Genomic DNA, 22,051 nt, shown 5'->3' with positions numbered 1-22,051 from the left:
TAGTGGCGCGTTAGGAGATTATCATGAGCCAAAATGTCGATAAAATAGAACCCAGTTATCCTTTATTCAGAAACGACGAATATAAGGAGAGTCTGGCCAATAAACGCGAACAGTACGAAGAACGTCATCCGCAAGACACGATAGACGAAGTATTCCAATGGACGACCACCAAGGAATACCAAGAACTGAACTTCCAACGCGAAGCGATTACTGTTAACCCTGCAAAAGCTTGCCAACCTTTGGGCGCGGTACTGTGCGCACTGGGTTTCGAAAAAACCATGCCTTATGTGCACGGTTCGCAAGGTTGCGTGGCTTACTTCCGTACTTACTTCAACCGTCATTTCAAAGAGCCTATCTCTTGCGTGTCCGACTCGATGACTGAAGACGCGGCGGTATTCGGCGGTCAGAAAAACATGTTCGCCGGTTTGGAAAACGCGAAAGCCTTGTACAAACCTACCATGATCGCGGTATCGACCACCTGTATGGCGGAAGTTATCGGTGACGACTTGAACGCGTTCATCAACAACGCCAAAAAAGAAGGTCACGTCGATCAAGACTACCCTGTACCATTCGCTCACACTCCTAGCTTCGTTGGTAGCCATACCACCGGTTGGGACAATATGTTCGAAGGCATTGCCCGCTACTTCACCCTTGAGAAAGGTGTGATGCCTGAAGGTAAATACGAAGTTGGCAGTAACAACAAAATCAACTTAGTCCCTGGCTTTGAAACCTATTTGGGCAACTTCCGCGTGATTCACCGGATGCTGAACGAAATGGGCGTCGACCATACCTTGTTGAGCGATCCTACCGAAGTATTGGATACGCCTGCTGACGGTCACTTCAACATGTATGCCGGCGGCACCACCATTGATGAAGTCAAAGACGCGCCGAATGCGATTACGACCATTCTGTTGCAACCTTGGCAATTGGAAAAAACCAAAAAATTCTTGGAAACCAGTTGGAAACATGACGCGCCTAAGCTGAACATCCCAATGGGCTTGGAGTGGACCGACCAGTTCCTGATGAAAATCTCCGAACTGACCGGCAAGCCGATTCCAAAATCTCTGGAAGTTGAACGCGGCCGTTATGTTGATATGATGACCGACTCCCACGCTTGGTTACACGGCAAAAAGTTTGCCCTGTACGGCGACGCAGACTTTGCTTTGGGTATGACCAAATTCCTGCTGGAAATGGGTGCCGAGGTAACAGACGTGTTAGTCAACCACGCGAACAAACGTTACAAAAAAGCGGTTGAAGAAGTGTTGAAAGCCTCTCCATATGGCCAAACCGCGACTGTACACATCGGTAAAGACTTGTGGCACTTCCGTTCCTTGATGTTCACCAATAAACCGGACTTCATGATCGGCAACTCCTACGGCAAATTTATCCAACGCGACACCTTCTACAAAGGCGAAGAGTTCGAAGTACCGTTGATCCGCATCGGTTTCCCCATCTTCGATCGTCACCATCTGCACCGGATGACGACTCTGGGTTACGAAGGCGGTATGTATCTGCTGACCACCATCGTCAACGCCTTGTTGGAACAGCTGGATAAAGAAACCAAAGGTATGGGAACCACCGACTACAACTACGATTTGATTCGTTAATGTAGCCTGGGATACGCTGAGCCTAATCACAGCGTATCCCAACATTTCAAAGCCCTCGTGTCGGGTTACGGCTCACGCCTAACCCGACCTACTCTTGTCTGGAGAATCCCAATGCCTAGCGTCATGCTCAGGAAACGCGAAGACGGCAAATTGCTGTTCTATATTGCCAAAAAAGACCTTGAAGAAACCATCGAATCCTTAGAATTCGACAGCGCCGATAAATGGGGCGGCGAAGTGGTTTTGGGTGACGGATCCAAATATTACTTTGATCCATTGTCACCTCCGCCTAAAATCCCTACGACGTTACAAGCTAAACGGTTATCGGAGGAATAAAGCTATGTCTCTGTATATTGTTGCCGAAGAATGCATCTCCTGCGGCGATTGCCTGCCGGTATGCCCTACCGACTCCATCAAGGAAGGGGCGATTGTTTTTGAAATCAACAAAAAAACCTGCACCGAGTGCAATGGCGATTACGACGAACCGCAATGCGTCAAGGTTTGTCCGATCGACAACTGCATTCTGCCTTTAGTGGCGTGACGCCATGAGCCAGTCTACCTTAACCCGGGAACTGGCACTGCGCATCGGGCTTGCGGCTCGCGCCCTGCCCGATACCCCACCCAAACTGTTTATCTCCGTGCTCCGTGCCTGTACCGGCACGGTTTTAAACGACAAAAGCCTGGCCGAACTCGGCAAAGCACAGTTCCAACAAGCCTTGAACAATTTCGGCATTGTGGCCGACACCGACAGCATCCGCGAGTCGTTGCGTATTCTGCAGAACACTGAGGCTCAAGTACCAAAAGCTGAGAACTCTCAGGCAATTGAATCGGCCAGCTCGATCCGAATTGCCATCGGCAGCGACGATCCGCAGTTAATCAGCGGTCATTTTGGCTCGTGCCGGCAGTTTTTGGTTTATCAGATTGCCGCGGACGACGCCCGTCTCATCGATGTGCGCAGTATCGATAGCGACGCGCAACGGCAGCATGACGACAAGAATGTGTATCGCGCGGAACTGATCGCCGATTGCAGAGTGTTGTATATTGCTTCTATCGGCGGCCCGGCGGCAGCAAAACTTATCAAATACGGCATTCATCCGGTCAAAGCCGATCAGGGCGAAGCCATCAATCAAATTATCAAGCAGTTGCAAATCGTTTTAGCACATGCTCCGCCACCGTGGCTGGCTAAATCGATGGGCATCCAGCCCGTGCAACGCGTTTGTTTCGAACAGGAATCCTAGCAATGATTAGTCCAGAGCAACTGCAAACCATAGCCGAGAAAATTAACGGCCAAGCCTTGAACGAAACCGTGGTGAGTGGACTACGCGGCGAATACCCCGGCGTGCATTTCACCTATTGCATGGACGACGACCTGCCCAACAATGAACCGTTATTAGAAGGCGCAGGCTTCAATCTGTATTTGGTCGATGGCCGCGAACATTGCTTACGCATTACCGATAATTACGAAAATGCCTCGGGCATTGTGATCGCCGAAGTTATCCCCGAATAAGGCGATAATATGGCGGAACAAGACAGCCCTGTTACCCTGCCCGTCGCCGATTGCAGCCTCTGCCCATTCCGGGGGAAAACCCTGCTGATGGGCCGGTGCATGCCCGGCGATACCTGCGTCTTCATTAATAGCGGCCGGCAAATCGACCGCTTCTTTCGGGTTAATCCGGCCTATGCCGCGCATTATCTGCAAGATCCTTTCTGGGAACGCCGCGCCATCGCCGTGCGTTACGCACCGCTAAAAGCCTTGTCGGCGCTAATCACTGACGAAGACGAAGTGGTACGCCGCGCCGTGGCTTTTCGGCTGCCGGCCCAGCAATTAAGCGCCTTGATCGACGACCCGGACCGCGAAGTACGCATGACGGTAGCGGACCGCATCGACCTCGAACAATTGGAATTGCTGGCTGACGATCCCGACTATATCGTGCGCTTAATGGTAGCCAAACGCTTGGCGCCAGGCCGCTTGTTCCGTTTCATCAAAGACGAAGACTTACAAGTACGCAAACGCGTAGCCGAAAGGCTGCCGGAAGTCAGCTTGGGGCTGATGGCCAATGACCGCTCGCCGGACGTGCGCCGCATCGTCGCGGAACGCATGGCCCCGGAAGACGCCACCATGCTGTTAAACGACAGCGACTGGGTAGTGCGCTACACTGCGGCATTAAAGGTCGATCCCGCGCATTTGGCCGGACTAGCCGACGATCCGGAACCGGATGTCCGCGAACTCGTGCAGCAACGCTTAAATTCAAACTCCACTCCTGAAGCCGATCATGACTGAATCACGACTCAATCTTGCCGGACAAGACATTACCGATTGCTGTAAAAAAATCATCCCCGGTCAAACCGACGATTTGCTGCTCAGCAAACTACAGGCGCTGATACCCGACCACCCCATCCGCCTGGCCTTAACCGGCGACGAATGGTACCGGCTGGGCGGCGTGGTGGACATGGACGGCAAACGCATCGCCAACGACTTGATCGAATGGGTGGAGCGCACCTATCTGGAATGCGGGCAAAACCTGCAAACCCTGATCGATTACACGCTGGAACAAAAGCTGATCGCCACCAAACAGACCGGTAAGACCCTGTACTTTGTGGTGCAGACCGGCACTAAAGCCGAAGATTTCACGCTGATCGAAATTGATAAAACCCACGAGGTTTCGGACCGGATGCTGGTAGACGAAAACAATCCGCCCGACGATTTGGAAGAATTCATCGACCCGCTGCAACCCTTTTGCATCGAGAGCTTCGGCTTTGGGCATTCAAGGTATACCTACCGGCGCAAAACCGATGTCAAGCTGTTCATGGAAGTCATTAACGAGCGCCATCCCGGTGAACACCCGGTACAACGCTTCATGGAAGACTGGAACCGCAGCAGCGCCGGCCAAAAACACAGCATGTCCGAAGATTGGATCATCCGTCCTTACCGCCATACCGGCCGCTTTGGCGAACAAATCGTCAACGTGGAAATCGTCAACACCCACAAAAACAACCTGCCGCATCTGGAAGACTTTGCCGGAAAAAAAGGTAGTGCATTGAGTAATGTGTTGAGTCGGTTTGACCGTCAGGCCGGCTATCCGTTTGCCTGGTTTTTTTACATGGTCAAGGGTAAGTTGGTTTCTACCTATAGCGCTGAGTCGGTTTATAAGGATATTTCCGGGGATTTTGCTTATTTGCCGGAACGGGATGAGGCGGTGTTGAGGGATTGGATTTCTACGCCGTATAACGTTTAGGCTTTGTTAAGGTCATTCTAAATTGGTCGTCATCTTTGCTGGGCGTAGGGTGGGCAAGGGTTTTTGTGCCCACGCGGGTTAAAGTGTCGCTATCGCGACGGCTAAGTTTAATGTCGGTTCGCGGACCGACAACCGCGATACTTTTCTTTGCTTGTCCAAAGAAAAGTATCCAAAAGAAAAGACACCCGGATGCCGCCTATTCCCTGCGCTCCGAAGCTTTTGAACGGGGTTGCCGAAAGGGGCTTCCTGCCCCTTCGGCAACGCGCCGCATCCCTGCGGCGCCCCTAACGGGCTGTTCCGTTCAAAAGCTCCGGTGCTCGGCGCGGCATGCGGGACTAACCCGTCCCAAAATCGCAGGTCAAACCAAGTCGAATCACTTTTCAATGTAGTTCCAGACAACTCTCTATTAGTATCCATACTGAATTGACGAGTAGAAACGCGTTGCCGGCCAAACTTTCACCAAATTAACGGAAATCAGCTATCATCTGATTTGGGAAAATATACAGAAACATAAAATTACTTGTTAGATCAACTGCATTCAGCATATGGGAAAAGAACTAACAAAGCTAAAACGCCGCCGTGAGGCCCAAAAGCGCCTTGCGGAGATCGATGAGAAACGAGAACTACATTTCGTAATTCACTACTCTTGCGAGTCCTTCTACGACATCAAGGACGGACATACACCCAGAATTACGTCAATTGCAATACGCAACTTCTCCACTGGGCAAACACACTCATTCTCTATTCATAAGAGTGCCGAACAGCAGCATGTAGCCTTCGCTGAAATCCCGGAGAAATACGACGACCTAGAGCGAAGTATGCTTGATGAGTACTTTGACTATTTGAAGTCTCAAAGCATTAGTAACTTCATCCACTGGAACATGCGAGATATCAACTACGGATTCCAGGCTATAGAACACCGCTATAAAGTTCTTGGAGGGAATCCATACATCATTGATGATCGAAGAAAAATCGATTTGGCGCGCGAACTCATATCACTCTATGGCGTTGCCTACATTTCTCATGGGAGCAATGGACGACTCCATAGTCTTTTGGATCTCAACAAAATAACAGCCAAAGACCTTCTTAACGGAAAAGAGGAGGCTGCAGCATTCGAAAACAAAGAATTTATTAAATTACATCAATCAACCTTGCGGAAAGTTGATGTCATGTCCAACATACTTGAGCGTGTTCTTGATGGCTCACTAAAGACAAACTCGTCTTGGCTGGAGGTCAGCGGCCTACACCCATCAATCCTTCTTGAACTCGCAAAAGAGCATTGGGCTTGGGGAGTAGCCGTATTTCTGATTGGGTGCATCGGGTTTGCCTCCTCTGTTAAGGGGCTGTTCTAACTAACTATTCAACTCGGACTCCAAAAGCTATACTTTTGCCTCCGATTAATCTGAGCGTTACGCATCAACTGGAGAAGGTCCATAGATTAGGGCCGTAAGGCACAATTTTAAGGCCATAAGTTGCAATACGTAGGGCGAGCCGTATTTCGCCGAATGTTGGCTTTAAATCATTCGGCGCATTACGCTACCGCTAATGCACCCTACAAAACTTTGTAAATAATAAGCTGTCGGATTTCGCGCGGGGGGTTCTCCCGTATGCCGCGCCGAGCACCGGAGCTTTTATCGAGAATAGCCCGAAGGGGTGCGGCAGGGATGCGCACGTCGGCGGAGGGACTGGGAAGCCCCTTCTGTCGACCCTCGATAAAAGCTCTGGAGCGCAGGATCAAAGCGGCATCCGGGTGGCGTTTCTTTTGGTGACTTTTCTTTGGCCAAACAAAGAAAAGTTACTCGGCTGTCGGGCCGAGACCCGACATTAAAACCAGCCGTCGCGCCAGCGACACATAAACTTCAACCACGCGCCCACCCGACAAATCCAATCTAATCACTAGCCGTCTTAAACCGCGCCGCCGCCCCCAACAAACCAGAAACAAAAAACGCCGTCCCCACCAAGGTAAACCGCAAATTCAATTTCTCAATTGCCAAATCGTCCGTCGCATACAGCATGAAAATCACCGCAATCCCGCCCCAGGCCAGAAAGCCCAACACGGCGGACAGAATGGTTTTGCTCAAGGCTTCGGATTCGCTGGCCGGCGCGTCCATCCGGTAGGCGACGAAACCGCAAATCAGCGCCGGCATAATCCCCCAGCGGGCATGGTCGAGGAAACTGTCCAGGAAATTAAAATCATCCCGGCGATAAAAGGTTAACTCCAGAATAAATGTCGAGATGGTGGTACTGACCAGGAAGCAGACGAACATGATTGCCATGTAGAAGCCGTAATTATGCTCGGCGGGTTCCTGTTGATGCCGGAATGCGACGCTGCGCAAAGCGAAAACCAGCGTGATCGGCACCACGTAAATCGCGATCGAATAGGCTATCCAGCGCAAGGTGGTATAGCTAAAGTGCGGCAACGGTTTATCCGGAAACAAAAATACATTGTGCAGAGCCACCGACACTTCGCGCCCCAAAATCACGCCAAACGCCGTCGCCGCAGCGAATATCAGCAAGTATTTATAGGTGTGCTTCAAGCGCGCTTCGTGCACATTACCGCCGAGCTTTCTGACCGTCTCCCACATGTCGTTTTCGCTGGGGCTGCCGAATACCACCGCCGCCGCCAGCAATCGGCACAGCAGACTGGTCAGTCGGTCCAAGTCCTTTAGCAAGTTGACGGTCTTGGTGTAATGCGGTTCGGCTTCTTTCCAAATATTCACTTTTTCCGACATTGCATTATAGGAAATGCAGATTTCGCCCCATTTCAGCGAAGGCTCGCTGAACAAGCGTCGGTAAGAGGATTGGTCGGCGTAATGTTGAATCTGGTCGAACAGCAGGCTGTTATGGGCCCATTTGTATTCGACCGTGGCGCCGGATTTATCGAAATCGCCGGCGTCGATGCTTTGCACCAACAGCCGATCGGCGATTTGGGCTTTTATTTTATCGTCAACCGCCGACAGCCTGGATTTGATCAGCGCGTTATACACTTCGACCGCTTTAGTCGGAATGGCAAAGGCGTCGTGAATGCTGTCGCGTAAAATTAGCAAGGGGTTAAACGGGCTTTCCCAGGCGACGAAAAATAACATGATGCCGGCAGCAATCAGCGGCAACAGTTTATTGCCATCCAAACCGAAGAGCAGATTCACCAGCTCGCCAGCGCGTAGATGGCTAACAATCAAGGTTACCAGCGGCTCCAACGGCAGCCACTGCCAGGTCAGCAAGTAGAACAAAACGGCCATTAACGCGCAGTAAAGGGCAACTCCGCTCCAGTAAGTGCCGCGCCGGATAAAATACTGCGGCAAAGTCGGTTCCGCTCCGAGCTGGATCCGGCGCTTTTGAAACGAGCGGTAAGCCAAAAACCCGGCGGCCAGAGTGCCGAGCAACAGAATCAGAAAATTGATCAGAAATTCGATGGTCATTGTTCCAACGTGATTGTGCAAAGTTTGGGAAAGCGGCCATGCCGGCTGACAGCCATTCTAAAGCAAAGCCTTGCGTTTTAGCGACGGCAATTGGTCGACCCGGTATTAGGAAGCGGTACCAGCAGGGTTGCCCCGCATCACAGGTGTATGACTGGGGTTGGCGCGTCAGACAGACAAGGCCAGCGAATCTTCCAGCGCAATTTCCAATTCGGCCAGCATAATCTCCGATAGGCCGAGCCGACCGGCTTCCTCGCTGCTGGAGATCACCAGATCGGGCTGCGGCCGAGGCGCAATACCCAGCTTGTAGGCCACCATGTCGGCTACTCGCACCAACAATTCCACCGTGCCGGTATGTTCGGTGGCCGGCTGATGATGGTTGGCGGCAACCGTACGATAGGTTTCCGGTAAATTCCATTCTTGCAGCAACCATGCGCCTTTGCTCTCGTGCTGGCGGATTATCAGTTCTCGTTGCAAATTGGCGGGTAAATTTAGGTTGGGGTCCTTGGCCGCCAGATCTTCGAGGCAGCGCAGCAGCAACAGTTCGCCAATATCGTGAAACAGGCCGGCCATAAAGGCTTCTTCCGCTATCGTGTGGAACGACAAACGCTTGGCCAGCCATTCGGCGCCCAAGGCTACCGCGACGCTATGCTGCCAAAGTTTGACCATGTATTGCTGAGTTGCGGCATCTTTTGCCGCGAACAAGCCTTTCTGCATGACCAAGGTGGCAATCTGGACGATGCGCGGCAAACCCAAGCGGACGAGAGCGTCCTTGACCGTGTTGATCGATCCCAAACCTGCATAGAATGACGAGTTGGCAACGCGCAAAATCTGGCTGGCCAAACTGGCGTCCATGGCCAATTGTTTAGCAATCGCGTCCAGCGATCTATTTTCGTCTTGCAAGGCCAAACGCAGCTCGGTTATCGCCCGCGGAAATACCGGCAAGGCGCTGGCCCCCGAGGTAATGGCCTCGTCTATTAATTCGGAAAGCGTTTTTTCACTCATAGGATTGTTTTATTCGTTCATCGACTGCCCAACAAACGGCGCAGCTCGTAAAGAGGACGGGGTTTTCCAAAACGCGGCAGATTGCGGATCACTTCCTGTAGCGAAGTTGCGCCGGCGGCGGCCTTTACCAAACCATCCTCGACCAGGGTAACCAAGCCCGCCGTCTCCAGGCTAACCCGACGGATTTCGTAGGAGGTTTTACGCTGCAATATCGCATCTTTGACCAATTCGTTCATCGACAACAGTTCGAACACGCATACCCGGCCGGAGTATCCGGTAAAACGGCACTTTTCGCAGCCTTTGCCCAACACAAATTGAGCGCCGGCAATGTCATCAGGCGTCACATTCAGCCGACGCAGCAAAGCCGGATCGGGCTTGAACGGTTCGGCACAATGCCGGCACACCCGGCGCAACAGGCGCTGGGCAACTACCGATACCACGGTCGAAGAAATCAGAAAAGCCTCGATTTCCATGTTCAACAGCCGCAGCAGGCCGCCTATGCTGTCCTCGGTGTGAAATGTGGTCAACACTTTATGGCCGGTCAGGGCCGCCTGGATCGCGGTGTCCGCAGAAAACTTATCGCGAATTTCGCCGAGTACGATGATGTCCGGGTCCTGACGCACGATGTGGCGCAGGGTTTCTTCGTAAGTCAGATTGATCTTCGGGTTGATCGAACATTGCGCCACGCCGTCAATCACGTATTCGACAGGGTCTTCGGCGGTAACGATGCTGACTTCCGGGGCGTTCAGATAATCCACTGCGCTATACAGCGTCGTGGTTTTACCCGAACCGGTCGGTCCGGTGATGATGATAACGCCGGTCGGCACGTCCAGCGAATCTTGAATAAAGCGTTCCAGCATCAAAGGCGCCATGCCCACTTCGTGTATGTCCAGCAATTCTGTCTTGCGGTTCAATAGCCGCAACACGATTTTTTCGCCGTTTATGGTACTGAAAAACGAAGCGCGCATGTCGATCACGCGATTGCTGCTGGCCTGTTCATACATGACCCGACCGTCCTGATGCCGGCGCTTTTCGGCAATATCGGCGCCGGCCATTACTTTGATCCGGCTAATCAAAGCCTGGGCGATTTCGATCGGAAAATCCCGGTAGTGCACCATTACGCCATCGATCCGTTGCCGAACCCTGACCTTATGCTCCAGCGGTTCGATATGGATGTCGCTGGCTCCCTGGCGTATCGCGTCTTCAAAGATCCGGTTGGCAACCGCGACGGCCGACTGCTCGCCCACTGCTGCTTTTTCGGTGCCGGTGTTGCGCTCGTAATTGAGGAGAAAACGCATGATTTGCGAATAACGCCCCACCGCCGGAATGATCTCGGCACCCAAGACGTGCCGGGCCATTTCGATGGCGTTTTGATCCAGCGGATCACCAAAAGCCACCAATACGCCGTCCACTTGCTTTTCGATAGGCAAAAAACAATGCTTGTTGGCGGACTTCAACATCGGCTTGGTCATCAGCGTCTGATCGATCACGGCAGTACTCAAATCGATAACCGAAATGCCCATCAGATCGGCCAAAACCTCGAGCATTTTCATTTCTGATATCAGATTGCGTTCCACCAGAATTTCGCCCAGGCGTTTGCGCCCTGCTTTCTGCTGTTGCTCTGCCAGCGCCAGTTCCAAGTCGGTGTTGGTGATGTACCCGAACTCCACCAAGAACAGGCCTAATTTGACTTTGACCGGATGGTTACGAAACAACTCGACCAGCTGGTTGTGAGTGACATAACCCAGATCGCAAAGCACCAACAAAATCGGCTTTGGCGACTCCAGTTTGCTTTGCACCCGCAAGGCGTATTTCAGTTTTTCCGCATCGATCAGGCCCTGACCAACCAATAGGCCCAAGAAGTTTTCTGTAAAGCTTTTACCGGAATCGCCAGTGTTCGTGTCGCTTATGTTCATTATCGCGTAATCGTTGTTGTCCAGCGGAGCGAAAAGGAAAGGGGCATGTTATCAAGAGATACTGGGGGACGGACTTAGTCAATACAGCGCTAGCTAACCGAATTTTGAGCCGCGATTATAGTCACCGTGCCTTATACCACCCTGCGCGCGAGCTACCAGCAGACTAACAACAAACACGTGGGGGAATATCGAAAGAGCACAGGAAATCGAGACAAGAAAAATCAAGAGATCTCCCGCCTGCGCCGTCTGATACTTTCGTCCTTGAACCGAAGGTTCAAGTGGAAACCAAATCCAGTCAATCAGGCTTCCTGAATAAACAGGCATGCGCACCATGAATGGCAAAAAGTTTCCGGGGTAAAAACAGGTTCAGGAAACACCCAGTACTGCTCGAACGCCGCAGGAGATTGGACTTATAGTCTACCGGGGATTTACGGGTTTTCCAAAACGTTTTCTATTTTGTTACGCAAATCCGCCAAACGCGCACATATGTCGATGCCACCACCGCTTTCGGTTTTATTGGATGCCACCAAGTCGTGGGCCAAGTTCAAAGCGGCCAGTACCGCGATGCGGTCCGTACTGCTGACCTTGCCGGTGTCGCGAATTTTACGCATTTGCCTATCCAGCTCACGCGCCGAGCTAATCAAAGTCTCTTTTTCGTCGGCGGCACAGGCGATTTTGTATTCCTTATCCAGGATATTCAGCGAAACAGGCTGGACGGCTTTACTCACGAATCGTGCTCCATGGCTTTCAAACGGGCAATCATCGCTTCCACTCGGGTTTTAGCCAACGTAGTTTTTTCCAGCAATTTGGCTTTTTCTTTAACCAAGGCATCCTGCTTAACTTTCAAGGACTTGTTCTCGCTTTTGACTTGATTGAACTGGGCAATGAGCGTATCCAGTTTCGCTTCCAATGCTTCGAGTTCGGTTGACGGATCTTTTTCTGTTTCAGACATAGCAAGAGTATGGGCCGATATGACGTTATAATCATCGTAGATGACTAAGAATGTTAGCATAAGCCATGTTATTAAACAGCTTTAATAGGAAACACAGCCCAGATGACCTACCGTTCGGTTGAAGCAATTTTAGAGCAACAAGACGCCGATATCGGCGCTGCCGAGGCGCACGGTATCGCCACCGGCATGCTCTGCGTCGAAATCCGCGCCGACGCGGAAAACTGGCTACGCGAACTGATCGACGACGAGCAACAATTGATTGACGAAGACAAAGCGCTACTGCATGGCGTATTCGAAAAAACCAGGGTATTACTGGAAAACCAGAATGAGGATTTTGCCTTCGACTTGCTGATGCCAGAAGACGACGATCCGCTGGACGAACAAGTGGAAGCGCTGCGCTGTTGGTGCCAGGGCTTTTTGTTTGGCGTGGGTTACGCACAAACCGGCGCCGACTGGCCGGGCGATACCGCCGAAGTGATGCGCGACATGATAGAGCTCACCAAAATCGACACCGATGTCGGCGACGAGGACGACGAAAATGCCTTGGTAGAACTGCGCGAATATGTGCGCGCCGCCGTGTTTACCGTCCGCGATCAATTTGCCGAACTCGGCCATTCGCAAACGCATTAATCAGGTAGATCGACCATGAAACAAAGCGAATTCAAAAAACGCCGCGCGAGCCTGATGAAGCAAATCGGCAAAGGCAATATCGCCATCATTGCCAGCGCGCCGCAGCGCACCCGCAATCGCGACGTGCACTACCCGTTCCGCCAAGACAGCGACTTTTATTACTTAACCGGCTTTAACGAAGCCGAATCGATGGCCGTATTCATCCCCGGTCGCGAACAAGGCGAATACATTCTGTTCTGCCGCGAGTTCGACGAGAAAAAAGCGCAGTGGGAAGGCGCCCACGCCGGCCTGGAAGGTGCCACCAAACACTACGAAGCCGACGACTCCTTCCCGATCGACGATCTGGACGACATCCTGCCCGGCATGCTGGAAAACAAAAGCAAGGTGTTCTACCCGATGGGCAAGGACAGTGATTTGGACCACAAACTGTTGGAGTGGATCAACCACATCCGCAAGCAGTCGCGTACCGGCGTCACCGCGCCGGGCGAATTGGTGTCGTTGGAGCACATCGTCCACGAAATGCGCTTGTTCAAAAGCACGGAAGAACTGAAATTGATGCGCAGAGCCGGCGAAGTATCGGCCAAGGCGCATATTCGCGCCATGCAAGCCTGCAAACCCGGCTTGTACGAGTATCAAATCGAAGCCGAGCTGATCCACGAATTTATTCAGGACGGCCTGCGCGCGGTGGCTTATCCGTCCATCGTCGCCGGCGGCAAAAACGCCTGCACGCTGCATTATGTGGAAAACAAGGACAAACTCAACAAAGGCGATTTGCTGCTGATCGACGCCGGCGTAGAATGCGACCATTACGCCGCCGACATCACCCGCACCTTCCCCGTGTCCGGCAAATTCAGTGAGCCGCAAAGGTTGTTGTACCAATTGGTGCTGGATGCCCAAGCCGCTGCGTTGGCCGAAATCAAACCCGGCAATCCCTGGAACAAAGCCCACGACGCCTCAGTAGAAACGCTGACCAAGGGCTTGATCGAGCTGGGATTGTTAAAAGGCAAACCCAAAAAACTGATCAAGGACGAAAAATACAAACAGTTTTACATGCACCGCATCGGCCACTGGCTGGGCATGGATGTGCATGACGTCGGCGATTACAAAATCAAAGACGAATGGCGCTTGTTGGAACCCGGCATGGTGTTAACCGTGGAACCCGGCCTTTACGTGCCGGCCGACTGCGAAACGGTGGACAAACAATGGCGCGGCATCGGCATTCGCATCGAAGACGATGTCTTGGTGACTAAAAACGGTCATGAAATTCTCACTCATGGCGTGCCCAAAACCGTTGCCGACATCGAAGCCATTATGGCGGGCTAAGCAATGCAAACCGATTTCGACCTGATCATCGTTGGTGCCGGCCTAGCCGGCAACTGTCTGGCCCTGGCACTGAAAAACAGTGGCTTAAAGATAGCCTTGGTCGAAGCCAATAGCCGCGAGCAACTGCGCAACTCGCCAGCCGGCGACCGCGCGTTGGCCTTGGCGGCCGGCACCGTGGAACTGCTGAATGACTTGGGCGCCTGGCGCGGCGTCGCCGATAAAGCCACCGCCATCAAACACATCCACGTCTCGGATCGCGGTCATTTCGGCAAGACCCGCTTGGCAGCGGAAGATCAAGGTGTCGAAGCGTTGGGTTACGTCATCGTCGCCCGCGACATCGAACAGCATATGGCCGATCTGGTCGAAAAAACCGACACGGTTTGCCTGTATCAAACCCGGGTTGCCGGCTTAATGTCCGGCCGGGATGCGGTGAACGTCAGTTTGAAACAGCACGACGGCAGCTCGTTAAACGTCAACGCCCAGTTACTGGTCGGCGCGGACGGCGGCAATTCCACCGTGCGTAAATTGTTGGAAATTCCGCAGCAAGTCACCGACTACGGCCAAACCGCCTTGGTCACCACCGTACAATCGGCGCTACCACATCGCAATATCGCCTTCGAACGCTTCACCGAATTCGGCCCGTTGGCCTTGCTACCGGTGGCCGGCAAACAATCGGCGGTGGTCTGGACGCGCACGCACGAACAAGCGGAAACCCTGATTAACGTCAGCGACCGCGAATTTCTCGCCGAACTGCAAAACTGCTTCGGTTACCGCTTAGGCGAATTAAAACTGGCCGCGCCGCGCCGCGCCTTTCCGTTAAGCCTGATCCGCGCCGAAAGTATGGTCTCTGGCCGCACCGTCATCATCGGCAACGCCGTGCATCAACTGCATCCGGTCGCCGGCCAAGGTTTTAATTTAGGGATACGCGATGTGGCCTTACTGGCCGAAATGCTGATAGACCAACACGAACGCCATGGCGATTTGGGCGATGCCCGCCTGCTGAAAAACTACAGCCGGCAACGTCAACAAGATCACGGCAAAACCATAGGCTTTACCAACAGTGTGGTGAAGCTGTTCTCCAACGACAATCTGCCGCTAGCCGCTGTCCGCAACGCTGGATTGACCATGCTGGACCACCTGCCCTTCGCCAAGCAACTGCTGACGCGGCATGCGATGGGTTTGGCGGGTCGCTTGCCTAAGATCGGCGAACGCAAATAAATCCAAATCGCGCCGCCTCACTCAAAGAAACTTAGCCAAATCGCTGCCATCAGACTAGCTAAAGTCAAAGCAGCGGAGATAACTCGGGCAACGGGCCTGGGACGTGCAGCAGTCCATACCAACAGCGTCGAATACGCCGCGGCCGGCAGCAAAAAGCTCAGGAAAATCATCATTAACGCCCGCCCCGGCGCACAAGCTTCGTTGCAGATTAATGTCCACTGCTTCCACAAGCCGACGCCCAAAGCGACCGAGAGAATGGCACCCGCCAGGTGCAATAGCCGTCTGAAACTGATTTGAACCTCCCGGAACAAAATGTCGCACTTGATGCCAATGGGGAATACGGCTTTCGCCTTTCGTGCGAATCGCAGCCGTAGGTCACATTGCCGCGTAAGCGGTTATGTGACATTTCAATACTAGCTTTTGGATATGACGGGGAACGCTAACGCGCACCTTGACCTACTTGGCTTTATCCCGTAGCGTGCTGCGACCAAAGGGAGTGAGGTTGAGCGCTGGGTTAGGGTGCATTTTTGCCGCACCTCTTGATTGACATGATGGCAAGGAACGTAGTTGGCCCACCGGGTTTAGACGACGGACATCTGTAGCAACCTACGGCTCCGAGATGCTTTAGGCACATAGCAGTTAATTCCCAAGCCATTGACTCATCTTCGACCGTGAAAGCATTTTCATACCCGAAGATCTCTATGCCTGTGATGGCTTCAAGCTCTTTGAGTTTTTCTGCTCTTTGCCGTAGCCACGGCAATACTGAATCATTACCCCACGCCCATTTCCACGAATTGGACTTGGGTGAATAACTGCCAATATCAATCACATCCGTTTCAACGGATAAATTGTCTGCGGCATCAAAAAACTGAAGATTTCCCGTCGTTTGCTCGAACCACCAACGTCCGGCACTTCCGAGACCATAATCATCGGCCAATATCGTTTGTTTATTTCGGAGTTCAGCATTGGCAGTTTCAACAAAGAGTTGAAACTCGTCGTTGGTCATGGGCATAGTGAGAACCCTAACAAGTGATTATAAAGTTTCCGTATATCACCCAAACACATGCTTAGCAACTTGCCAGGAAGAAGAACAATGTAACTCGGATTATTCCCAAAGTTGCCCCTGGATTACGCTTTGCTTCATCCAGGCTACATTGACTTAACCCTACGCCGCTTAAACACCACCCAAAACCCACCAACCATCGGCCAAAACATCCCCGGCAAGGGCACGGCGGCGGCAGTGTTGACGTTAAACGGCGCGGTGTTTACCGACAAGCCATCCCCGCTGGCATCCGCCAAACTGTTGATCAGTAAATCAAGCTCACTGCTACCGCCGATCAGCACATTGAAGCGGATGATCGCCAATGTAAAGCTATCGGCTTGCAGGGTTTGCAAATCCGCCGCGTTGTCCAAGGACGACTCGAATAGGTTCACCATACCCGGAGCCAGCAAATCGGCGGCAACGCTGTTTCCACCCAAATCAAACACATCCAACTCGTCACCCAGAAGCGGGTCGCCGAAAGCCACGCCGGCAAACGCCAAATGCGTCGGATCGAACTGAATATTAAAGTCATACGTTCCTAACGCGGCGTCGCCCAAGCCGGAAATGCTCAAGCCAATTTCAATGGCGTCGGCGGTTTGGCTAAGCGGCGTGAAATGTAAATCAATGGCAGCATCGGCGACACCGCTGGCCGCGTATAAAGCTATGCCGGCCAGGCCTGCTTTGAATTGTTTCATCATCGTTGTTATTCCTATATTTGGCATCCTGGATTCCCGCGTGCGCGGGAATGACGGGATACTTTCGGTTCATATAGCCGGTCAGGTGTGTCGATTGCGGGCCGACTGGCGCCGGTCTGGTTACACAGCACAGCGTAACCGCGTACACAGTAAAGTCAGCTTGCGCACATCCAACGCATTGATCACGCCGTTTTTGTCCAGATCGCGCGGATCGTTTACGCCGGAAGCCGGTTTGTTGCGGGCAGCAACGACCACGTTCAAATCCAATTGATCGACATCGCGGTCACCGTCCAGATCGCCTTTTACTGCGATGTTCTCGCAGCTATCCGGTAGATGATTGAAGTTGGTATCGCCGCTAACGCGGTTTTGAATATCCAGCACGTCCGACTTGCCGTTGCTATTGCAATCCGGAAATACGTTCAAGTAATACACATCCTGCTCGCCGTGGTAGGTGGCGGTGTAGGCAATGTGTGCGCCGTTGGCGTCGGAGACTAACTGGGTGTAATCACCCATTTTGTCGCCTTGCCGCTCTTCGCCGTTCACGATGTTATACGGCAGATGCGTATTGAACACGGGCGTCACCGCCTGGTTTTTGCTCCAGGTTGCGCCACCATCCCAGGAGTAGGCGTAGTAAAGCTGGGAATAGCGATACGGCGCGCTGCCGCTGCCGTTGCGGGTGTCGTACCACACCGCGTCGATGCGGGAATTGGCCGCCACGCCTAGCATAGCAAACCATTGATAAGCCGTGGCGCCGGGTGGATCGTCATTCACACGTACCGGTGCCGACCAAGTGGCGCCGCCGTCGCTGCTGCGCACGAAATGTATATCCTGCGGATCGTCGCCCGCTTGCCAAGCGTAGGGCGTGACGTGTGCCAGCAAATAAATATTGCCGCGCAACGGCCCGGCCGATTGATCGGCAGCGATTTGCACATCACCGTCGCCGCCCAACGGATTGGGTAACTGCAAACTCGGCGACAGGAACATCATGCCGTGGCCGCCCATATCGATTTTTTGCGCGCTAAAGCTGGGCGAGGTATTAGGATCTTTGGCATCAACCGATTTCAGGAAATAATGCCCGCTACGCACTATGCCCAAGGCACTGACGGACAAAATCGTTTCATCGACGCCAAATAAATAAACCTCGCCGTCCGGGCCGATGGCCAGCCGGCCGAAACCGAAGTTTGCCACCGGCAACGCCGCATCCGGCTCCTGGTAACTCAACCCACCATCCGTGGAACGGCTGAAATACTTGGGCACATAATTTGGATCGGGGTTGCTATCGGCCGGCCGCCGCCAGGTGCTGTAAATATTCCCGTCGCTGGGACCCCCGGTTTTATCGATGGCCAGCCAGTTCTTGTCGCCTTTAAACTGATACACCGGCTCCGACCAGGTCACGCCGCCGTCGCTGGATTTAAACACCGACGTGCTATCCGATATCGCCAGGGACTGGTAATAAAAATTCCCCTGGCCATCAACCTCCAACACCGGATCGGTGCGGGTTTGCAGCGGCAAGGCCGGCAGCATGCCGGTACCCCAACTGACGCCGCCGTCGAAGCTATTGGCATAGCCGCCGTGTTTGACAGCAGTGGGCGGCGAATCGAACCTACGCCAGCCCACAACGATATTCGCGGGATTCAGCGGATTCAAGGCCAGCGTCGGTTCGTTGCCTTTGTCACCGACAATGTTTTGGCCGCCGGCATCGACATTGACCTGATGACTACGATACTGTCCAAAGCTTATTACCGGGGAAGGCCCTGCCTGCGCGGCTGTCGTCAATGTCAAACCGACTCCTAAGCCTGCCGCGATTTTTACCAGCCTGACGTTACGGAAAAATGGTGTGCGCCATTCGCCAGGCTCTGGGCGAACGGCAGTTAGGGGCCGAGTCAATCCTGCAACTTCATCCTGTTTCATCAGACGATCTCTCTTTTAGATCGGCCATTCAGAACCAGTCCAGCCAAGCCGCTGGCAAACAGCCATACCGTCATCGGCACCGGTACTGCCGCAGGCAGCTCTCCCGACACCACCGTGGTTTGAAAGCTGAAGGTGCCGATGCGGGTATCGCGCAAACGGGCGTCGCGAGCGCCCAGATGATCGAAGCCCCACCCTAAACCCAGATTGCCGTTGAGACTTAAAGTATCCCCGACTATTGCGGTGGTGACATCAAACAGCTCAAAACCGCCCGCATCGAAACCTATATGATTAGTAATCACCCAACCGGAACGCCCGGGCGTAGCCGCTTCAAGAGCAGGATCGTATTCCAAGGTCATGTCGCCCAACAACACTCTATTGGTTGGTGGCTCGACGTCCACTCTAAACCGCATGACGCCGCCCAGACCGATACTACCGCTGGCAGTGCCGAATAAATTGCCGGGCTCGAACGCGAAATTAGTATTTCTGTTCTGCCGCCCGCCCGGATTAACTATCGGACTCAACCCGTTGACACTAAATTGCAGCCCCGTCGCCGGAATTTCATCGGACACCAGATCGTATAAATCCGGAGCATTGCCGTCCCGCAACTGTACAAAGGTTTTTGATGCCGCCGAAGCGTCGTAAAACTCTTCCAGATAAATAGAAGGCCGGCAGCAAATCGGAAAGTCGGCGGTGGGTGTGTCCGGATAGTCATTCACATCGACGCTGGCGATTAGCACATCGCGGTTTAGGTTAAGGACCAGCGCACCGCCGCTTACTGTCGCGGCGTGGACATGGCCGGACATTAAAATACCGCAAACCGCCAGTAGTAACCCGGCTCCTAAATAGCGTCGTTCCGGCGCAGACGGAGGTTGAGCGACTGTAGTGGATTCCAGCCTGCACGGGATTGGCGAATCCAGGGAATTTAATAGTTTCGCGGCCAACAGCCTGCCGGATGATCGATGATTATTGATTTTCATAATGTCACACTCCTTGAAAGATATGGCCTACGGCCTATGCCGATAAAGCCCAAAAAGCCGCTACCGAATAACCAGACCGCAGCGGGCAGCGGCACCGCCGATACCTGACCGCAACCGGCATAGGCACCCGTGCCCAAACAGAAACTGCCGACATCGACCAGTTGCACGCCTTGCAACATGCCGGCGTTTTCCGGCGACATCAGTAAATCGCCGCTAAACTGCCAGTTTTCGGCGTTGGTAAAGCTCAGGCTTAGGTTGTTTAAGTCGTACACCGCCATCGTGAAATAAATGTTATTGGCTAGGTACCAGCCGGTGCGGCCCAAAGTTTGCCGGCCGGCATCGTATAGCAGCGAAAAATCGCCGTTGACCAAGCCGGCCCCGCCGGGCGGCCAGTTCGGCGCATAAAACCCCTGCACGCCGCTCATACCGACTTGCGCCCCGGCCACCCCGGCCAGTGTGCCGGTATCGATGGCAAACTCGGCTGACGTCGCTTTGACATGACGCTGACTGGCTTGCGGACTAGGATCGTTACCGATAGCCGTCAACTCGAACACCTGATTAAGTCCGGAAATCTCGGTGTTGTTGAGTTGGCTAAGCAAATGGTCGCCGGTATTGACCGGATTATCGGCATTGGACGTTGCAGTACTCCAAAACGTCGACAAGTAATAACCCCCGGCGTAAGGCGCCAGCGCATTGCGGTCCAGGTTCATCGTAAAGGTACCACCGGATGGCGCATTCAATATCGCGGCATCGGCGCTTGGAGATACCATCCCCATGCCAATAACCAGCACGGCCAAAACGGGATAGCCGTGGTTTTTGTTGATCTTCATAAAAGCCCTACAGCCGATGGTCAGAATAAGCCCTCTCCCTGCCTGAATACGCAAACAGCCGCAGTGCACGGCATGCGGGCAAGAAGAAGGATTTATTTCAATAAGCTAAGGCCCGGAGCGAATCTTGGCGACCGCCCCAAGCCCACTTTGCGAGTTAAGCCGCGACCAAGGCTTTTCTGCGACTTGCACCCAGCAAGCCCAGCAGACCGCTGCCGAACATCCACACGGCCGCAGGCACCGGCACAGCGGACGGCGCCAGACTAAAAGTACCGACCACGGCATTGGTATTGGCGCCAACCAAACCGGCCCACAAACCGGTCCATTGCAAATCGCCGCTCAGTAGTAATTCGCCATTGCTGTTCAGCGACTCGGCGACGTTGGTCAGCTTCAAGAAATTTTGGTAGCCGAAACCGGTATCGAAGGTTTTTATATTCCAGGTGCTCCCGGTTTTTACCAGGCTAAAGTCGTAGGGCGTCAAAATGCCGCTGCCGCCTTGGCTGGTCAACAACCAGGCGCCGCTCAGACCGATTTGACCGATCGAGGTGTTGCCGGCGTCCATCGTTGTGGCTTGTTCGGTACGGCCATAGGGGCCGGCAGCCGGATAGCTGTTGGTCGTGGTGTTGCTGTTAACCGCAAACGACATCGCTGTGCTAGCGGTTGCCGATAGCGCCGTTCCGCCGTTGGTTGCGCCGGTAATGCCGAGTAAATTATCGCTGGCGCCCCAATGTTTCGTGACAATCCAGCCATTCGGATACCCGCTGCCGACATTGACAGATGCCGCCGCAAAAGCGGCATTGTTGATGGTGATGGTGGCATCGCCGCTAACTTGTGCAGCGCTCGCTGTTGCAGGCGCTAAAACGGCGGTCAATGCGCTGAAGGCTAACAGGCCGGCGCTTGCCAGTTGATTGCGGTTGTAGTGCAAGATTGTCATTTTTTATTCCTTAATAAATTACGGTTAAAGTTAATCTGCAAATCGCCAACCCGAATTTAGGGCAGTTAACTTGCAGGTAACCCGGCTGTCTTAATCTCCAAGACCCGTGGCTTTCCGGCTCCGTCTCGCGGCGGATGTGGCATGTTTGTCGCGGTCCTTACGACATCACTCTAAGTCCCTGAGTGAGGTGCTCCTGAAAAACTCCTGTGGCAAATAGATAACGACGACATCAGTACTCCTGATTAGTAAGCTGCTTCAGCTAATTCAAAGGCACGTCGCGTAAGTCGTCATTTCGGCAGGGATTGCCGAAATCCAGACTGCATGGATAGCTCGAAGCTCGCCATCCATGGCACTGGATGCCCGCT

At 53.2% G+C, this 22,051-nt stretch carries 22 protein-coding genes, 1 other RNA gene and 1 riboswitch; of the genes, 11 read left to right on the top strand and 12 right to left on the bottom strand.

Going from position 1 to position 22,051, the window contains the following annotated elements:
- The first annotated feature begins 23 nt into the window (after positions 1–23).
- The 8 genes from nifK (at position 24) to METH11B_RS0118875 (ending at position 6,192) form a co-directional block, all read left to right on the top strand.
- Positions 24–1,607, top strand: a complete 1,584-nt coding sequence (gene nifK, locus METH11B_RS0118910; protein ID WP_020483287.1) for a nitrogenase molybdenum-iron protein subunit beta — start codon at positions 24–26, stop codon at positions 1,605–1,607.
- A gap of 111 nt (positions 1,608–1,718) precedes the next feature.
- Entirely contained in the window at positions 1,719–1,940 is a 222-nt protein-coding gene (gene nifT, locus METH11B_RS0118905; protein ID WP_020483288.1) for a putative nitrogen fixation protein NifT, read from the top strand.
- Between the two features lie 4 nt (positions 1,941–1,944).
- On the top strand, positions 1,945–2,145 hold the full coding sequence (locus tag METH11B_RS0118900; RefSeq protein WP_020483289.1) for a 4Fe-4S binding protein: 201 nt from the start codon (positions 1,945–1,947) through the stop codon (positions 2,143–2,145).
- Between the two features lie 4 nt (positions 2,146–2,149).
- On the top strand, positions 2,150–2,842 hold the full coding sequence (gene nifX / locus METH11B_RS0118895; RefSeq protein WP_026603356.1) for a nitrogen fixation protein NifX: 693 nt from the start codon (positions 2,150–2,152) through the stop codon (positions 2,840–2,842).
- 2 nt (positions 2,843–2,844) lie between these two features.
- Positions 2,845–3,111, top strand: coding sequence for a DUF6129 family protein (locus METH11B_RS0118890; RefSeq protein ID WP_026603355.1), 267 nt, complete (start codon positions 2,845–2,847; stop codon positions 3,109–3,111).
- A 9-nt stretch (positions 3,112–3,120) separates the two neighbouring features.
- The gene (locus METH11B_RS0118885; protein WP_026603354.1) at positions 3,121–3,885 is read left to right on the top strand and encodes a 4Fe4S-binding leucine-rich repeat protein; all 765 of its coding nucleotides are present in this window, start codon (positions 3,121–3,123) and stop codon (positions 3,883–3,885) included.
- Positions 3,878–4,840, top strand: coding sequence for a hypothetical protein (locus tag METH11B_RS0118880; protein WP_020483293.1), 963 nt, complete (start codon positions 3,878–3,880; stop codon positions 4,838–4,840). The genes METH11B_RS0118885 and METH11B_RS0118880 overlap by 8 nt, the downstream gene beginning before the upstream one ends.
- Before the next feature lie 545 nt (positions 4,841–5,385).
- Positions 5,386–6,192, top strand: a complete 807-nt coding sequence (locus tag METH11B_RS0118875; RefSeq protein ID WP_026603353.1) for a hypothetical protein — start codon at positions 5,386–5,388, stop codon at positions 6,190–6,192.
- Between the two features lie 537 nt (positions 6,193–6,729).
- Here METH11B_RS0118875 and METH11B_RS0118870 read toward each other — a convergent pair.
- The 6 genes from METH11B_RS0118870 to METH11B_RS26985 all read right to left on the bottom strand — a co-directional run bounded on the left by METH11B_RS0118870 (position 6,730) and on the right by METH11B_RS26985 (position 12,129).
- Entirely contained in the window at positions 6,730–8,259 is a 1,530-nt protein-coding gene (locus METH11B_RS0118870) for a hypothetical protein (protein WP_026603352.1), read from the bottom strand.
- Between the two features lie 165 nt (positions 8,260–8,424).
- The gene (locus METH11B_RS0118865) at positions 8,425–9,261 is read right to left on the bottom strand and encodes an HDOD domain-containing protein (protein WP_026603351.1); all 837 of its coding nucleotides are present in this window, start codon (positions 9,259–9,261) and stop codon (positions 8,425–8,427) included.
- A gap of 17 nt (positions 9,262–9,278) precedes the next feature.
- Entirely contained in the window at positions 9,279–11,177 is a 1,899-nt protein-coding gene (locus tag METH11B_RS0118860) for a GspE/PulE family protein (RefSeq protein WP_026603350.1), read from the bottom strand.
- Between the two features lie 226 nt (positions 11,178–11,403).
- A non-coding RNA gene (ssrS, locus tag METH11B_RS28765) (6S RNA) lies at positions 11,404–11,583 on the bottom strand.
- Between the two features lie 22 nt (positions 11,584–11,605).
- Positions 11,606–11,905 (bottom strand): cell division protein ZapA, encoded by a 300-nt coding sequence (locus METH11B_RS0118855; RefSeq protein WP_020483300.1) that lies wholly within the window; start codon positions 11,903–11,905, stop codon positions 11,606–11,608.
- The gene (locus METH11B_RS26985; protein WP_026146988.1) at positions 11,902–12,129 is read right to left on the bottom strand and encodes a TIGR02449 family protein; all 228 of its coding nucleotides are present in this window, start codon (positions 12,127–12,129) and stop codon (positions 11,902–11,904) included. Before METH11B_RS26985 ends, METH11B_RS0118855 begins: the two co-directional genes overlap by 4 nt.
- A gap of 102 nt (positions 12,130–12,231) precedes the next feature.
- Between METH11B_RS26985 and METH11B_RS0118845 the strand changes: the two genes are divergently transcribed.
- Genes METH11B_RS0118845 through ubiH form a run of 3 tightly spaced genes read left to right on the top strand, consistent with a single transcriptional unit; the run spans position 12,232 to position 15,300 of the window.
- Entirely contained in the window at positions 12,232–12,759 is a 528-nt protein-coding gene (locus tag METH11B_RS0118845; RefSeq protein WP_020483302.1) for a UPF0149 family protein, read from the top strand.
- A 15-nt stretch (positions 12,760–12,774) separates the two neighbouring features.
- Positions 12,775–14,082, top strand: coding sequence for a Xaa-Pro aminopeptidase (pepP, locus tag METH11B_RS0118840; RefSeq protein ID WP_026603348.1), 1,308 nt, complete (start codon positions 12,775–12,777; stop codon positions 14,080–14,082).
- Between the two features lie 3 nt (positions 14,083–14,085).
- A complete protein-coding gene (gene ubiH, locus METH11B_RS0118835) occupies positions 14,086–15,300 on the top strand; it encodes a 2-octaprenyl-6-methoxyphenyl hydroxylase (RefSeq protein ID WP_026603347.1) in 1,215 nt (404 codons plus the stop codon).
- 514 nt (positions 15,301–15,814) lie between these two features.
- Here the strand turns inward: ubiH and METH11B_RS0118825 are convergent.
- From METH11B_RS0118825 to METH11B_RS0118800, 6 genes are all read right to left on the bottom strand, one after another.
- Complete coding sequence (locus tag METH11B_RS0118825; protein WP_026603345.1) at positions 15,815–16,312, bottom strand: DUF6882 domain-containing protein; 498 nt, start codon at positions 16,310–16,312, stop codon at positions 15,815–15,817.
- 137 nt (positions 16,313–16,449) lie between these two features.
- Complete coding sequence (locus METH11B_RS0118820) at positions 16,450–17,040, bottom strand: cohesin domain-containing protein (RefSeq protein ID WP_026603344.1); 591 nt, start codon at positions 17,038–17,040, stop codon at positions 16,450–16,452.
- Between the two features lie 117 nt (positions 17,041–17,157).
- Complete coding sequence (locus METH11B_RS0118815) at positions 17,158–18,948, bottom strand: hypothetical protein (RefSeq protein ID WP_026603343.1); 1,791 nt, start codon at positions 18,946–18,948, stop codon at positions 17,158–17,160.
- Positions 18,948–19,925, bottom strand: coding sequence for a hypothetical protein (locus METH11B_RS0118810; protein WP_026603342.1), 978 nt, complete (start codon positions 19,923–19,925; stop codon positions 18,948–18,950). Before METH11B_RS0118810 ends, METH11B_RS0118815 begins: the two co-directional genes overlap by 1 nt.
- Complete coding sequence (locus METH11B_RS0118805) at positions 19,922–20,755, bottom strand: hypothetical protein (protein WP_026603341.1); 834 nt, start codon at positions 20,753–20,755, stop codon at positions 19,922–19,924. The genes METH11B_RS0118810 and METH11B_RS0118805 overlap by 4 nt, the downstream gene beginning before the upstream one ends.
- Positions 20,756–20,909: 154 nt before the next feature.
- Positions 20,910–21,686 (bottom strand): hypothetical protein, encoded by a 777-nt coding sequence (locus METH11B_RS0118800; RefSeq protein WP_026603340.1) that lies wholly within the window; start codon positions 21,684–21,686, stop codon positions 20,910–20,912.
- Positions 21,687–21,758: 72 nt separating this feature from the next.
- A riboswitch (cyclic di-GMP riboswitch) is annotated at positions 21,759–21,837 on the bottom strand.
- Positions 21,838–22,051: the final 214 nt, after the last annotated feature.

Source organism: Methylomonas sp. 11b (assembly GCF_000515215.1).
Classification (GTDB): Bacteria; Pseudomonadota; Gammaproteobacteria; order Methylococcales; family Methylomonadaceae; genus Methylomonas.
The sequence above is the reverse complement of the archived record's forward strand: the minus strand, read 5'-3'. Positions and strand labels throughout refer to the sequence as shown.

Excerpts from the sequence above, each read along its gene's own strand:
- METH11B_RS0118890 (WP_026603355.1), top strand. The coding sequence starts at position 2,845 with ATGATTAGTCCAGAGCAACTGCAAACCATAGCCGAGAAAATTAACGGC.
- METH11B_RS0118805 (WP_026603341.1), bottom strand. The coding sequence starts at position 20,755 with ATGAAGATCAACAAAAACCACGGCTATCCCGTTTTGGCCGTGCTGGTT.
- pepP (WP_026603348.1), top strand. The coding sequence starts at position 12,775 with ATGAAACAAAGCGAATTCAAAAAACGCCGCGCGAGCCTGATGAAGCAA.
- nifK (WP_020483287.1), top strand. The coding sequence starts at position 24 with ATGAGCCAAAATGTCGATAAAATAGAACCCAGTTATCCTTTATTCAGA.
- METH11B_RS0118800 (WP_026603340.1), bottom strand. The coding sequence starts at position 21,686 with ATGACAATCTTGCACTACAACCGCAATCAACTGGCAAGCGCCGGCCTG.
- METH11B_RS0118880 (WP_020483293.1), top strand. The coding sequence starts at position 3,878 with ATGACTGAATCACGACTCAATCTTGCCGGACAAGACATTACCGATTGC.
- METH11B_RS0118845 (WP_020483302.1), top strand. The coding sequence starts at position 12,232 with ATGACCTACCGTTCGGTTGAAGCAATTTTAGAGCAACAAGACGCCGAT.
- ubiH (WP_026603347.1), top strand. The coding sequence starts at position 14,086 with ATGCAAACCGATTTCGACCTGATCATCGTTGGTGCCGGCCTAGCCGGC.
- METH11B_RS0118870 (WP_026603352.1), bottom strand. The coding sequence starts at position 8,259 with ATGACCATCGAATTTCTGATCAATTTTCTGATTCTGTTGCTCGGCACT.
- METH11B_RS0118900 (WP_020483289.1), top strand. The coding sequence starts at position 1,945 with ATGTCTCTGTATATTGTTGCCGAAGAATGCATCTCCTGCGGCGATTGC.
- METH11B_RS0118825 (WP_026603345.1), bottom strand. The coding sequence starts at position 16,312 with ATGCCCATGACCAACGACGAGTTTCAACTCTTTGTTGAAACTGCCAAT.
- METH11B_RS0118885 (WP_026603354.1), top strand. The coding sequence starts at position 3,121 with ATGGCGGAACAAGACAGCCCTGTTACCCTGCCCGTCGCCGATTGCAGC.
- METH11B_RS26985 (WP_026146988.1), bottom strand. The coding sequence starts at position 12,129 with ATGTCTGAAACAGAAAAAGATCCGTCAACCGAACTCGAAGCATTGGAA.
- METH11B_RS0118820 (WP_026603344.1), bottom strand. The coding sequence starts at position 17,040 with ATGATGAAACAATTCAAAGCAGGCCTGGCCGGCATAGCTTTATACGCG.
- nifX (WP_026603356.1), top strand. The coding sequence starts at position 2,150 with ATGAGCCAGTCTACCTTAACCCGGGAACTGGCACTGCGCATCGGGCTT.
- METH11B_RS0118810 (WP_026603342.1), bottom strand. The coding sequence starts at position 19,925 with ATGAAAATCAATAATCATCGATCATCCGGCAGGCTGTTGGCCGCGAAA.
- METH11B_RS0118860 (WP_026603350.1), bottom strand. The coding sequence starts at position 11,177 with ATGAACATAAGCGACACGAACACTGGCGATTCCGGTAAAAGCTTTACA.
- METH11B_RS0118815 (WP_026603343.1), bottom strand. The coding sequence starts at position 18,948 with ATGAAACAGGATGAAGTTGCAGGATTGACTCGGCCCCTAACTGCCGTT.
- nifT (WP_020483288.1), top strand. The coding sequence starts at position 1,719 with ATGCCTAGCGTCATGCTCAGGAAACGCGAAGACGGCAAATTGCTGTTC.
- METH11B_RS0118875 (WP_026603353.1), top strand. The coding sequence starts at position 5,386 with ATGGGAAAAGAACTAACAAAGCTAAAACGCCGCCGTGAGGCCCAAAAG.
- METH11B_RS0118865 (WP_026603351.1), bottom strand. The coding sequence starts at position 9,261 with ATGAGTGAAAAAACGCTTTCCGAATTAATAGACGAGGCCATTACCTCG.